This is a genomic window from Phytobacter sp. V91 (assembly GCF_965644225.1).
GTDB lineage: Bacteria > Pseudomonadota > Gammaproteobacteria > Enterobacterales > Enterobacteriaceae > CBFFRJ01.
This window is the reverse complement of record NZ_CBFFRJ010000142.1, coordinates 1-12,392: the sequence shown is the minus strand read 5'-3', so window position 1 is coordinate 12,392 and position 12,392 is coordinate 1. Positions and strand designations below refer to the sequence as shown.

Here is a 12,392-nt window from a genome sequence, read left to right as displayed (position 1 = left end):
TTGGGCGGCTCATGGTTTGTCGGCGCCTTTGAGGCGCTCACCCTAAAGCCTCCGGCTCTGCCGGAGGATACTTACTCAGGGAGAACAAGATGAACCATGCATTTGAATCGACGCTTGCCGCAATGACGTCTGAAGAAAAAGTGGCGCTGCTGACGGGGCAAGGATTATGGCGCACTCAGTCACTGCCGCATCGTGGAATAGACGATATCGTCATGACCGACGGCACTTACGGTGTGCGCTACAGCACCGCACAAATCAGCGGTGATGAAAAGTGGAGCATGGATGATTTCATTGCGGTCATAAGCCAGACTGCGGACAAGGCCGGAGGCGAGAGCGCGGCTGCCAAAGGGGGCAGCGAAGCGCTGTTCAGCACCTCAAAACCGGCGACCTGTTTCCCGAATGGGTCGAGTCTGGCCTGTAGCTGGGATGTAGAGCTGGTTTACCTGATGGGGCAGGCGCTGGGAAGGGAATGTCAGCATATGGGCGTCGGCATTTTACTGGGGCCGGGAATCAATATTCGTCGTACGCCGCTGGCGGGACGCGGGTATGAATACTATTCCGAGGATCCGGTGGTCAGCGGCGACATGGCTGCGGCGTTGATCAATGGCCTACAGGATGAGGGCGTCGGCGCCAGTCTGAAGCATTTCGCCGCCAACAACTCCGAGTTTCGGCGCACCGAAATGGACTCTGTTATTGAAGAACGCGCGCTACGTGAGATCTATCTTGCCGGCTTTAAGCGGGCGATTGAAAAATCAAATCCGTGGACGGTGATGTCATCCTATAACCGACTGAACGGCGTGCAGACATCGCAGGATCCATTTTTACTGACGCAAGTTCTGCGCGAAGAGTGGGATTATGACGGTCTGGTGATGTCGGACTGGTACGGGATCAAAGATCGTCCGGCATCATTGCTGGCGGGTACTGACCTGGCGATGCCGGAAACCCAGCTCGACAAGAGAACGCTGCTGGCGGCCATTGAGTCCGGCGAGGTGCCCATGCAGGTGGTCGATAGCGCCTGCCTGCGGATGCTCAGCCTGCTGGATAAAGTGCAGCGCAACAGACGTGCCGATACGCAGGCGGATTTTTCTGCCCATCATCAACTGTCGCAGCGTCTGGCCGCAGAGTCGATTGTACTGCTGAAAAACGACGACGCGCTTTTACCACTCAGCAGTAAGGAGGTCAGCAGCATTGCGGTGATGGGCAAACCGGCTCAGGAGCCGGTGATTCAGGGATCCGGCTGTGCGACTACCGTCCCCTGGCTGCTGGACAGGCCGCTGGATGAAATTTTCGATCTCGCCGGGGAAAACGTTGCCGTGCGCTGGGCTATTGGCACCCCGGATGACGGGCAGGATGATGAGCAGGCTCTGGCTGAGGCGGTTGCGTTGGCGCAAAACGTTGATGTCGCCGTTCTGTTTGTCAGTACGGCGGTCGGCGAGGATGGTGAGAATGGCGACCGCAAGGATCTGGCTATTCTTCCCACCCATGAACGGCTTATTCGTGAGGTTTCGGCAGTTCAGCCAAATGTGGTGGTGGTGCTGGCGAACAGCGATGCGGTGGTGATGCCCTGGTTGGGTAACTGTAAGGCATTGCTGGAAACCTTCTTTGCCGGACAAGGGATGGGCAGGGCGGTCGCGGAAATTCTGTTCGGGAAACGTAACCCGTGCGGCAAGCTAACGGTGACGATGCCGAATGCGCTGGAGGAGACTCCCGCATGGCTGCATTATCCGGGTGAAAACCTGCGGCATTACTACGGGGAAGGTCTGTTTGTTGGCTATCGTTATTATGATAAACGTCAGTTGCAACCGCTGTTTCCTTTTGGTTTCGGGCTGAGTTACAGCCACTTTGCTTATCAAAACCTGCAGCTTTCGACAGACCGTTTAGCGGCGGGGGAAACGCTGACGGTGACGCTCGATGTGACCAACGAAGGGACAATGGCGGGTAAGGAGATTGTGCAACTGTATCTCCGTCCACCGGCGGGTGAACTGCTGCGTGAAACGCAGGCGCTGAAAGCCTTTACGAAAGTGGCGTTGCAACCCGGTGAGACGAAGCGGGTGACCTTATCCCTGCTGGCAGACGAGCTGGCCTGTTATCATCCCGGCCTTGCGGACTGGGTGCTTTTCCCGGGCGAATACGGCATTGGCGTGGGACGCTCCTCCCGCGATATTCCACTGACGGCCAGCGTTAACGTCCATGCGTTGCCGCGTCATGTAAGGTTGCGGGATGATAATTCATTGCAACAGCTAATATTGCAGCCCGAGGCATTTCAGCGCGTGGTGCAGCTGGTGGCAAAGAAAAGCCAGCGTTCGGAGCAGCAGGTGCGTGAAAAATTGATCGCCGTGGCTCCGGATATGGTCTTTGGCCTTTTTATCACCCTGACCGAGTTTATGTCTCTGGATATCGACAAGGAGACGCTCAACGCGACCCTGGCAGGCCCCGGCGCGTAAGGAGAGAATGCATGTTTCCCTTTTCAGTTACTCAGCAGCGAGCCCGTAAGGAAACACCGTCGCAGATGGCGGACAGTGGCTATGAGCTTATCGCTTTTAACGCTGAGAAGCTGAACGTCTTTGCCGCCCAGGTTCGCTACTGCGAACCTCACTGGCATGCTGCACCGGAGCTTATCACTGTGCTCGATGGCGACTTTTCAGTGGTGGCAGGGAATCAGACCGTGCTACTGGAAAAGGGAGACATGCTATATATCAACGCCGGGGAAGTGCACTCGCTCAATGCCGAGCGGGAAGCCAGCCAGCTGATTACTGTGCAATTTTCTCCGGGCCTGTTTGACGCCCTGCATCCTGCTCCGTTATTGGCCTGGTGCACGCAGGGCCGCACCTTTACGGCCAGCGATCGCCTTGTGCACCACAAACTTGTCGTGCTGGTTGAACAGCTGGTGAGCCAGGATTCGCCCTTTCAGCGGCTTGCGGCGATTTATACTCTACTGGATGCGTTAATGAATGCGGGCGTTGCCGTTTCACCGCCGGAGAGCACATTGCGGGAGGCGGCGATGATCAAAAAGGGTATCGACTATATCAATCAACAGTTTGATACGCCCCTGACGCTCAGCGACGTCGCCCGGCACGCCGGAATGAGCTATTCGTGGTTTTCGCGGCTGTTCAAGAAAGTCAGTCGCCATAACTTTAAAGCCTATCTGACCCTGGTGCGGGTTAATAAAGCGAAGACCTTACTTCGCGATACGCGTATACCTATCACCGAAATCAGCCATACCTGCGGTTTTCCGGAGCATAAATACCTGATTACGGCGTTCAATAAATACTGCGGCATGACGCCGGGTGAATACCGCAAACGCTATTTCTCGATGCAAAATGCATCGCCGCACGGCCTGACGCTGGCGGAGGATTGCCAGTGTCTGCCGCTTAACGAGATGCTGCCGCGTATTGCCGGGCTGCAACCCGCCCGTTAATAATCGATGCCGATTTGCGCTTTCACGCCAGCTTCGAAGGCGTGTTTTACCGGGCGCAGTTCACTGACGGTATCGGCCAGCTCCAGAATATCCCGATGACAACCCCGGCCCGTAATAATGACCGTTTGCGTAGCCGGACGGTTTTTTAGCGCCTCAAGCACTGACTCCAGCGGCAGGTAATCGTAAGCCACCATATAGGTCAGCTCATCGAGCAGCACCATATCCAGCGAGGGATCTGCAAGCATTCGCAGCGCATGTTGCCAGACGGCGAGGCAGGCGGCGGTATCGCTTTCTTTATTCTGCGTTTCCCAGGTAAATCCGGTCGCCATTACCTGAAACTCAACGCCCAGCGGCTCCAGCAGATTACGCTCACCGTTCGGCCAGGTGCCTTTAATAAACTGGATGACGCCGACCTTTTTGTCATGCCCGACGGCGCGCGTTGCGGTGCCAAACGCCGCTGTGGTTTTCCCCTTGCCGTTGCCGGTAAAGACAATAATAATGCCGCGCTCGTCCTGGGCTGCCGCAACCCGCGCATCCACTTTTTCTTTTACTCGTTGCTGGCGCTGCTGATAGCGTTCTTCACTCATTGCGATATCCCCGGTTTTCGTCCTGGTTGGGCATCAAAGGTCATGCCTGTTTTTCGGCGGCTGTCGTCACCCATCAGCCATAAATATAACGGCATGATATCAGCTGGCGTTTTCAGTTTTTGCGGATCTTCCGTCGGAAATGCGTGGGCGCGCATGCGGGTTCGGGTGCCGCCCGGATTGATGCAGTTGACCCGCAGTTTGTGCTGATACTCTTCGGCGAGAACCTGCATCATCCCTTCGGTGGCAAACTTAGATACAGAATAGGCACCCCAGTTTGCGCGCCCCTGACGGCCAACGCTTGATGAGGTAAACACCAGCGATCCACTTTCCGCTTTGAGTAATAAAGGAAGAAGCGCCTGAGTCAGATAAAAAGTCGCGTTGACGTTTACCTGCATCACGGCGTTCCAGAGTTCGGGTTGCTGCTGGTCCATGGGGCAAACATCGCCCAGCAACCCGGCGTTGTGCAGCACACCATCGAGTCGCGGGTAGTGGCGGGCGATCTCTTCAGCCAGCGTATGGCATGCCTGCGGCGTGCAGTCTGCAAGGTCGAGCGTGTAAACACTGGCGGTCTGTCCGCCTTGCTGGCTTATCTGCTGGGCAACGCTACGCAGTTTTTCTTCATTACGGGCAAGCAGAATAAGGCGCGCGCCGTAGCGTGCATAGGTCAGGGCGGCTTCTTTGCCAATCCCGTCGCTGGCACCGGTCACAAGGATGATATGGTTGCGTAGCAGGTCGCGTTGTGGCTGATAATGCACACTGACTCCTTGGTCTGCACGAAATTGTATGATGTGTGTTATGCCTTAAACCGCAGACCATTTCAATCAGTCCGGGGGAGGGTCGTCGTAACAATCTGTTGAATGCAGAGAAAATATGCCGCAATCCACACGCAGAGTGAACGTCGCAATGGGAGACGCGCCCGGAAGCCTCATGTACACTGGACGTGAACGTTAAGTGGCTGAACCAAGGTGGAATGCGTGGAATTACTGTCTGAATATGGTTTGTTTTTGGCCAAAATTGCGACCGTTGTTGTTGCGATAGCCGTTATTGCTGTTCTTATTGTTAATCTGACTCAACGTAAGCGCCAGCGGGGGGAATTACGCGTCACCCGACTGAGCGAGCAATATAAGGAAATGCAGGAAGAGTTGTCAGTTGCGCTACTGGATGAACAGCAGCAAAAACTCTGGCATAAAGCGCAAAAGAAAAAAGCGAAACAGGAAGCAAAAGAGGCGAAAGCTAAAGCGAAACGTGGCGAAACGGCATCTGTCCGCAAGTCTCGCGTTTATGTTCTTGATTTTAAAGGAAGCATGGATGCCCATGAAGTCGGCGCTTTGCGCGAAGAGGTAACCGCCATACTGACGCTTGCAAAGGCTGACGATCGGGTGGTTGTGCGCCTTGAAAGCCCTGGCGGCGTGGTACATGGCTATGGCCTTGCCGCTTCGCAATTGCAACGTCTGCGCGATAAACAAATTTCCCTTACCGTGGCGGTTGATAAAGTCGCGGCCAGCGGTGGCTATATGATGGCCTGCGTGGCGGACACCATCGTCGCCGCGCCTTTTGCCATTATCGGTTCGATTGGCGTTGTGGCACAGATCCCCAACTTTAACCGTTTCCTGAAAGGCAAAGAGATTGATATTGAGTTGCACACTGCCGGGCAGTTCAAGCGCACGCTGACGTTGCTTGGTGAAAACACCGAAGAAGGGCGGCAGAAATTCCGCGAAAGCCTCAATGAAACCCATGATCTGTTCAAAGGCTTTGTGCACCAGATGCGACCAGGACTGGACATCGAGCAGGTGGCCACGGGTGAACACTGGTACGGCAGTCAGGCTCTGGAGAAAGGTCTGGTGGATGCGGTCGGCACCAGCGATGAATTATTGCTGGGCCTGTTTGAGCAGCATGAAGTGATTGGTTTGCGTTATCAGCAGCGTAAAAAATTGATGGACCGATTCACCGGCAGTGCGACGGAAAGCGTGGATAAACTGTTGATGCGCTGGTGGCTGCGCGGGCAGAAACCGATGTTGTAACAAAAACGCGAGGTGAGAGCCTCGCGTTTTTCGTTTAATCAATCAGCGTATACTTTTCAGATAGCTCATGGGCCAGGTATTTGAACATATTAAAGACGGCCGTGCTTTTGCCGGTCGGCAGGCCTTGCTCATCAAGAAAATACTCGCCGCTAAACACCAGCACGCCATTGCGTTGGGTCACGTTGGTCGCTTCGATGCCGGATAATGTGTCTTCGTGATCGCGAATGAGTTTGTTCGCCAGTACCAGCAAAGACTGACGGTCGATAGGTTGCGCTGAGTCTTGCATTTAGCTCCTCCTGAAAAATTTAACAAGTCTACGCCCCACATCGTCTGTGGGCAAATTTTCCCTGCCTGAGCAAAGGGTTTGTGCATTTCGCTGTACTGGCGGGATTGGAAAATGCATGCTAATAAAGTTGCGTAACAAATTTTATCAGGTACAGTGTGACCCTTTCGTCAATCTGGCAACAGATTTGCTTGACATTCGACCGCAAAATCGTCGTGCTGTATCGCGGGCAGGGGGAAAAACCTGTCAACTCAATGACCTGATAGCGATAAATTTTGCTTATGGTTGAAAGAACGGTTGATATCCATTGTCGCCGCCACGCTACATTTGGCTCGTCGCCAATGGAAGGTGAAGCAATGTGCGACGAATTCCTGGAAGAATTTTATTAGGTAAAGGTGAATATGGGTAAAGCTCTCGTCATCGTTGAGTCCCCGGCAAAAGCCAAAACGATCAATAAGTATCTGGGTAATGACTTCGTGGTGAAATCCAGCGTAGGTCATATCCGCGATTTGCCGACCAGTGGCTCAGCACCTAAAAAGAGCGCGGAGTCTGCCTCCGTCAAACCGGCTAAGAAGCCTAAGAAAGATGAACGTGGTGCCCTGGTTAATCGCATGGGCATTGACCCATGGCACGAGTGGGATGCGCACTACGAAATACTGCCTGGCAAAGAGAAAGTGGTTTCTGAGCTGAAATCGCTGGCCGAAAAAGCTGACCACATCTATCTCGCAACCGACCTTGACCGCGAAGGGGAGGCCATTGCATGGCACCTGCGGGAAGTGATCGGCGGCGATGAGTCACGCTACAGCCGGGTGGTGTTTAACGAAATCACCAAAAATGCGATTCGCCAGGCCTTTGATAAGCCGGGCGAACTGAATATTGACCGTGTTAATGCTCAACAGGCGCGTCGCTTTATGGACCGCGTGGTGGGTTATATGGTCTCTCCGCTGCTGTGGAAGAAAATTGCCCGTGGTCTGTCCGCAGGCCGCGTGCAGTCTGTTGCCGTGCGTCTGGTGGTGGAGCGCGAGCGCGAAATTAAAGCTTTCGTCCCGGAAGAGTACTGGGAAGTCGACGCCAGTGTGACAACACCGGGTGGCGATACGCTGCCGCTGGCGGTGACCCATGAAGGGGATAAACCTTTCCGACCGGTCAACCGCGAACAGACTATGGCGGCGGTAAGCCTGCTGGAGAAAGCGCGTTTTACGGTGGTGGATCGTGAAGACAAACCCACCAGCAGCAAGCCTGGCTCCCCCTTTATTACCTCGACTCTGCAACAGGCGGCAAGTACCCGTCTGGGCTTTGGCGTGAAGAAAACCATGATGATGGCCCAGCGTCTGTATGAAGCTGGTTACATCACCTATATGCGTACCGACTCCACCAACCTGAGCCAGGATGCGGTCAGCATGGTGCGGGATTACATTGGCGATAAATTTGGCAAGAAATACCTGCCGGATAACGCCAACCAGTACGCCAGCAAAGAAAACTCGCAGGAAGCGCACGAAGCTATCCGTCCGTCAGACGTGGGTGTAGAAGCTGACGCCCTGAAGGATATGGAAAACGACGCGCAGAAACTGTATCAGCTGATCTGGCGCCAGTTTGTGGCCTGCCAGATGACGCCAGCGCAGTACGATTCCACCACCATTACGGTAGGGGCTGGCGATTATCGTCTGAAAGCGCGTGGTCGTATTCTGCGCTTCGACGGCTGGACCAAAGTGATGCCGGCGCTGCGTAAAGGTGACGAGGATCGTACATTGCCTGCGGTGAATACCGGCGATGTGCTCTCCCTGACGGAACTGACGCCAGCTCAGCACTTTACCAAACCGCCTGCGCGTTTTAGCGAAGCATCGCTGGTTAAAGAGCTGGAAAAACGCGGTATTGGTCGTCCATCCACCTATGCGTCGATCATTTCGACCATTCAGGATCGCGGCTATGTGCGTGTCGAAAACCGTCGTTTCTATGCAGAAAAGATGGGCGAAATCGTCACCGACCGTCTGGAAGATAACTTCCGTGAGTTGATGAATTACGATTTCACCGCCCAAATGGAAGACCGCCTTGATCAGGTGGCTAACCACGAAGCGGAGTGGAAAAAAGTCCTGGATAGCTTCTTTGGTGACTTCTCACGCCAGCTCGATCAGGCAGAAAAAGATCCTGAAGAAGGTGGGATGCGCCCCAATCAGATGGTGTTAACCAGCATCGATTGCCCGACCTGCGGCCGTAAAATGGGTATTCGTACCGCCAGCACCGGTGTTTTCCTCGGTTGCTCCGGTTATGCTTTGTCCCCCAAAGAACGCTGCAAAACCACGATCAATCTGGTACCTGAAAACGAAGTTCTCAACGTACTTGAAGGCGATGACGCGGAAACCAACGCCCTGCGCGCCAAACGTCGCTGCGGTAAGTGCGGCACAGCGATGGACAGCTATCTCATCGATCCTAAGCGTAAATTGCATGTCTGCGGCAACAACCCGACCTGCGATGGCTATGAGATTGAAGAGGGTGAGTTCCGCATCAAAGGCTACGATGGTCCGATCGTTGAGTGCGAAAAATGCGGCTCGGAAATGCACCTGAGAATGGGGCGTTTCGGTAAGTACATGGCCTGTACCAACGACGATTGTAAGAATACGCGTAAGATCCTGCGTAATGGCGAAGTAGCGCCGCCGAAGGAAGATCCGGTGCCGCTGCCTGAACTGGCATGTGAAAAATCTGACGCTTATTTCGTTCTGCGTGACGGCGCTGCGGGTGTATTCCTTGCGGCCAATACCTTCCCTAAATCGCGCGAAACACGTGCGCCGCTGGTTGAGGAATTACACCGTTTCCGCGACCGTCTGCCAGAAAAGTTACGTTATCTGGCTGATGCGCCGCAGCAGGATGCAGAAGGGAATAAAACGATCGTTCGCTTTAGCCGTAAGACTAAACAACAGTATGTTGCGTCCGAGAAAGAGGGCAAAGCAACAGGCTGGTCTGCCTTCTTCATTGACGGTAAATGGACGGAAGCGAAAAAATAAACCTCTTAAAATTAAGAGGTTACAATTGGGCCGGTTATCCGGCCCTTTTTTTATTCCGCTGTTATTATTTTTGGTTCAAATCTATACATATAAGATATAAATGATATAGTGGTTATAGTAAATCTGATTTTTATTATGAAATCGTCTTAAGCGATTGCCCGTTTGCGCGAATCCGGATGGCCCTTCATGAAACTACAGCAGCTTCGATATATTGTTGAAGTGGTAAACCACAATCTCAACGTCTCCTCTACCGCCGAAGGTCTTTACACTTCACAGCCTGGCATCAGTAAGCAAGTTCGTATGCTGGAAGATGAGCTCGGGATCCAAATCTTCGCCCGCAGCGGCAAACATCTGACTCAGGTGACGCCGGCTGGGCAGGAAATCATTCGTATCGCCCGTGAAGTGCTCTCTAAAGTCGATGCCATTAAATCCGTTGCCGGTGAACATACCTGGCCGGATAAAGGTTCGCTTTACGTTGCCACCACCCATACTCAGGCGCGTTACGCCCTGCCAAACGTGATTAAAGGCTTTATTGAACGTTACCCGCGCGTCTCTTTGCATATGCACCAGGGCTCACCGACGCAAATTGCGGAAGCCGTATCGAAGGGGAATGCTGATTTCGCTATCGCCACTGAGGCTCTGCATCTGTATGACGATCTGGTTATGCTGCCGTGCTATCACTGGAATCGTTCTATCGTTGTTACCCCGGATCATCCTCTGGCGGCAAAAGAGTCGGTGTCAATTGAAGAGCTGGCTCAGTATCCGCTGGTGACCTACACCTTTGGTTTTACCGGCCGCTCAGAGCTGGACACCGCCTTTAACCGCGCCGGCCTTTCTCCACGCATCGTTTTTACGGCCACCGATGCCGATGTCATCAAAACATACGTGCGTCTGGGGTTGGGCGTTGGGGTGATTGCCAGCATGGCAGTGGATCCTGTTTCAGACCCCGATCTGGTTAAACTTGATGCTCAGGGTGTTTTCAGCCATAGCACCACCAAGATTGGTTTTCGTCGTAGTACCTTCCTGCGCAGCTATATGTATGATTTTATTCAACGCTTCGCCCCGCATTTGACCCGTGATGTTGTCGATGCTGCCGTCGCGCTGCGTTCTAATGAAGATATTGAAGCGATGTTTAAAGACATTAAGCTTCCCGAGAAATAATCGGCAAAAGGGTATCTGTCATCCGCAACAGATACCCTTTAACCTTCCCTAAGTAGAATTATCATTATCATTCACTTATTCAAATTCATACTTTTTCATGATTGACTCCCGCCATAAAATGCATAATCACCGATAAATTTGCGACAAACATAGAAACTAAAATGTCGCTTCGCAAATTTCATTCTTCAATTATTTATTTGATGTCAAAAGATTGAATATTTCGTTAGATACATAACGTAAATTCGCTGGCTTTTCGGCTAAAGTTTCTTTAGGATTTGTCTCATCTCATGATTAATTGTACCTATTGTTGGTGCCGAAATGATAAGTGATGTCGATTGTAAGAGGTTAGCAATGCCATCAGGAAGCGAACAACCGCAAAGGGATCCGGCGTTAAAGCGTAAAGCCTGGCTGGCGGTATTTCTGGGCTCAGCCGTGTTCTGGGTCGTAGTGGCTTTCGTTATCTGGAAATTTTGGGGTTAAAATGGCTGCCAGTGCTGGAACTGAACACGCAAAAAAAATATGTCAGCGACATGACAATCCTCAACATGCCAAACCGCAAGCTGAAACGACGGTTCCGCCGTCATGGAAACTGACGCCGCAGCAGCAAGAATTTATTGATAGCTTCGCGAAAGACGACGCATCTGAACAATAATTAACGTTCAGAATAACCCGCGTAAATTACCGAGTTATTCTTACATGTACTTATGTACTGCTTAATAAATACATCACAGCAAATAATGAATTGCGTTATTACGCAGTTTGAATGAATAAATCTCTGGTGTGAAAAATGAATAACCGCAGTTCTCTCAAATACTGGTCGTGGATGGGGGCGTTTTCGATTTCTGCTCTGTTATGGGCGCAACTCGTCTGGATCCTGTTACGCTAATTATCTGAAAAACCTCGCGCCTGCGAGGTTTGCTGTTTCATTTACCTTCCTTCCTGTTTTCTTCCTGTCAGTGGTTTCGCCACTTTTATCGATTCGGGTTGTTATCAAAACGTTACGATATGTTTGTGTTATCTTTAATACAGACCCCGATAACAATCAGGGTTTCGCAATCCCTGAAATAAGGAGGAGCATATGTCGTTGACCCTACGCGAAGCCAGTAAGGATACCTTGCAGGCAGAGAATAAGACGTATCACTACTACAGCCTGCCGCTGGCCGCAAAGGAACTTGGAGATATTGCGCGCTTACCCAAATCACTCAAGGTGTTGCTCGAAAATCTCCTGCGCTGGCAGGATGAGGATTCAGTGACAGATGAGGATATCCGGGCGCTGGCAGGGTGGCTAAAAACCGCCCATGCGGATAAAGAAATTGCTTTTCGTCCTGCGCGTGTCCTGATGCAGGATTTTACCGGCGTCCCCGCTGTTGTCGATCTCGCCGCGATGCGTGAAGCCGTCAAACGTCTCGGGGGTGACACCAGCAAAGTGAATCCTCTCTCTCCTGTCGATCTGGTGATCGACCACTCCGTGACCGTCGATCACTTTGGTGATGATGAGGCCTTTAACGAGAACGTGCGTCTTGAAATGGAGCGTAACCACGAGCGCTATGTTTTTCTGCGCTGGGGGCAACAGGCATTTAGCCGCTTTAGCGTCGTGCCGCCCGGCACCGGGATTTGTCACCAGGTCAATCTGGAATATCTGGGCAAAGCGGTGTGGAGTGAATTGTCGGGTAAAGAGTGGGTGGCTTATCCGGATACGCTGGTCGGTACCGATTCGCATACCACAATGATTAACGGTCTGGGCGTACTGGGCTGGGGTGTGGGCGGCATAGAGGCGGAAGCAGCGATGCTGGGCCAGCCGGTGTCGATGCTTATTCCGGATGTGGTGGGGTTCAAACTCGGCGGCAAGTAAGTATCCTCCGGCAGAGCCGGAGGCTTTAGGGTGAGCGCCTCAAAGGCGCCGACAAACCATGAGCCGCCCAA

At 52.7% G+C, this 12,392-nt stretch carries 11 protein-coding genes and 1 pseudogene; 9 read left to right on the top strand and 3 right to left on the bottom strand.

Translation table 11 applies throughout. The annotated features are described in order from the left end of the window. The first annotated feature begins 89 nt into the window (after positions 1-89). Together ACSZO4_RS21640 and ACSZO4_RS21635 are read left to right on the top strand one after the other, a co-directional pair. Positions 90-2,444: a beta-glucosidase gene (locus ACSZO4_RS21640; protein ID WP_437891125.1), complete on the top strand. Its 2,355-nt coding sequence runs from the start codon at positions 90-92 to the stop codon at positions 2,442-2,444. Positions 2,445-2,455: 11 nt separating this feature from the next. Beyond that, positions 2,456-3,418 (top strand): AraC family transcriptional regulator, encoded by a 963-nt coding sequence (locus tag ACSZO4_RS21635; protein WP_437891124.1) that lies wholly within the window; start codon positions 2,456-2,458, stop codon positions 3,416-3,418. Here ACSZO4_RS21635 and cobO read toward each other — a convergent pair. Both cobO and ACSZO4_RS21625 read right to left on the bottom strand, forming a co-directional pair. Then, complete coding sequence (gene cobO, locus ACSZO4_RS21630) at positions 3,415-4,005, bottom strand: cob(I)yrinic acid a,c-diamide adenosyltransferase (RefSeq protein ID WP_437891123.1); 591 nt, start codon at positions 4,003-4,005, stop codon at positions 3,415-3,417. The genes ACSZO4_RS21635 and cobO overlap by 4 nt on opposite strands. Next, a complete protein-coding gene (locus tag ACSZO4_RS21625) occupies positions 4,002-4,760 on the bottom strand; it encodes a YciK family oxidoreductase (protein WP_437891122.1) in 759 nt (252 codons plus the stop codon). The genes cobO and ACSZO4_RS21625 overlap by 4 nt, the downstream gene beginning before the upstream one ends. 219 nt (positions 4,761-4,979) lie before the next feature. On the opposite strand from ACSZO4_RS21625, the gene sohB reads away from it, so the two are divergent. Further along, on the top strand, positions 4,980-6,026 hold the full coding sequence (gene sohB / locus ACSZO4_RS21620) for a protease SohB (RefSeq protein WP_437891121.1): 1,047 nt from the start codon (positions 4,980-4,982) through the stop codon (positions 6,024-6,026). A 34-nt stretch (positions 6,027-6,060) separates the two neighbouring features. Here the strand turns inward: sohB and ACSZO4_RS21615 are convergent, their stop codons facing one another. Beyond that, positions 6,061-6,312 carry a YciN family protein gene (locus tag ACSZO4_RS21615; protein ID WP_437891120.1) on the bottom strand — a complete coding sequence of 84 codons (252 nt, stop codon included), beginning with the start codon at positions 6,310-6,312 and terminating at the stop codon, positions 6,061-6,063. Positions 6,313-6,710: 398 nt separating this feature from the next. Here ACSZO4_RS21615 and topA point away from each other — a divergent pair, with 398 nt between their 5' ends. From topA to ACSZO4_RS21585, 6 genes and pseudogenes are all read left to right on the top strand, one after another. Further along, positions 6,711-9,308: a type I DNA topoisomerase gene (gene topA, locus ACSZO4_RS21610; protein ID WP_437891119.1), complete on the top strand. Its 2,598-nt coding sequence runs from the start codon at positions 6,711-6,713 to the stop codon at positions 9,306-9,308. A gap of 186 nt (positions 9,309-9,494) precedes the next feature. Beyond that, positions 9,495-10,469 carry an HTH-type transcriptional regulator CysB gene (gene cysB / locus ACSZO4_RS21605; protein WP_437891118.1) on the top strand — a complete coding sequence of 325 codons (975 nt, stop codon included), beginning with the start codon at positions 9,495-9,497 and terminating at the stop codon, positions 10,467-10,469. Between the two features lie 318 nt (positions 10,470-10,787). Further along, positions 10,788-10,949, top strand: a complete 162-nt coding sequence (locus ACSZO4_RS21600) for a YmiA family putative membrane protein (protein ID WP_437891117.1) — start codon at positions 10,788-10,790, stop codon at positions 10,947-10,949. Between the two features lies 1 nt (position 10,950). Beyond that, complete coding sequence (locus ACSZO4_RS21595) at positions 10,951-11,121, top strand: hypothetical protein (RefSeq protein ID WP_437891116.1); 171 nt, start codon at positions 10,951-10,953, stop codon at positions 11,119-11,121. Positions 11,122-11,256: 135 nt separating this feature from the next. Then, the gene (ymiC, locus tag ACSZO4_RS21590; protein ID WP_437891115.1) at positions 11,257-11,355 is read left to right on the top strand and encodes a small membrane protein YmiC; all 99 of its coding nucleotides are present in this window, start codon (positions 11,257-11,259) and stop codon (positions 11,353-11,355) included. A 192-nt stretch (positions 11,356-11,547) separates the two neighbouring features. Next, positions 11,548-12,318, top strand: a pseudogene (locus ACSZO4_RS21585) (aconitase family protein); the annotation flags it as partial. Positions 12,319-12,392: the final 74 nt, after the last annotated feature.

What these genes read in the sequence shown, in the direction of transcription:
- ACSZO4_RS21640 (WP_437891125.1), top strand. Translation starts at nt 90, where the DNA reads ATGAACCATGCATTTGAATCGACGCTTGCCGCAATGACGTCTGAAGAA.
- ACSZO4_RS21635 (WP_437891124.1), top strand. Translation starts at nt 2,456, where the DNA reads ATGTTTCCCTTTTCAGTTACTCAGCAGCGAGCCCGTAAGGAAACACCG.
- cobO (WP_437891123.1), bottom strand. Translation starts at nt 4,005, where the DNA reads ATGAGTGAAGAACGCTATCAGCAGCGCCAGCAACGAGTAAAAGAAAAA.
- ACSZO4_RS21615 (WP_437891120.1), bottom strand. Translation starts at nt 6,312, where the DNA reads ATGCAAGACTCAGCGCAACCTATCGACCGTCAGTCTTTGCTGGTACTG.
- topA (WP_437891119.1), top strand. Translation starts at nt 6,711, where the DNA reads ATGGGTAAAGCTCTCGTCATCGTTGAGTCCCCGGCAAAAGCCAAAACG.
- cysB (WP_437891118.1), top strand. Translation starts at nt 9,495, where the DNA reads ATGAAACTACAGCAGCTTCGATATATTGTTGAAGTGGTAAACCACAAT.
- ACSZO4_RS21600 (WP_437891117.1), top strand. Translation starts at nt 10,788, where the DNA reads ATGATAAGTGATGTCGATTGTAAGAGGTTAGCAATGCCATCAGGAAGC.
- ACSZO4_RS21595 (WP_437891116.1), top strand. Translation starts at nt 10,951, where the DNA reads ATGGCTGCCAGTGCTGGAACTGAACACGCAAAAAAAATATGTCAGCGA.
- ymiC (WP_437891115.1), top strand. Translation starts at nt 11,257, where the DNA reads ATGAATAACCGCAGTTCTCTCAAATACTGGTCGTGGATGGGGGCGTTT.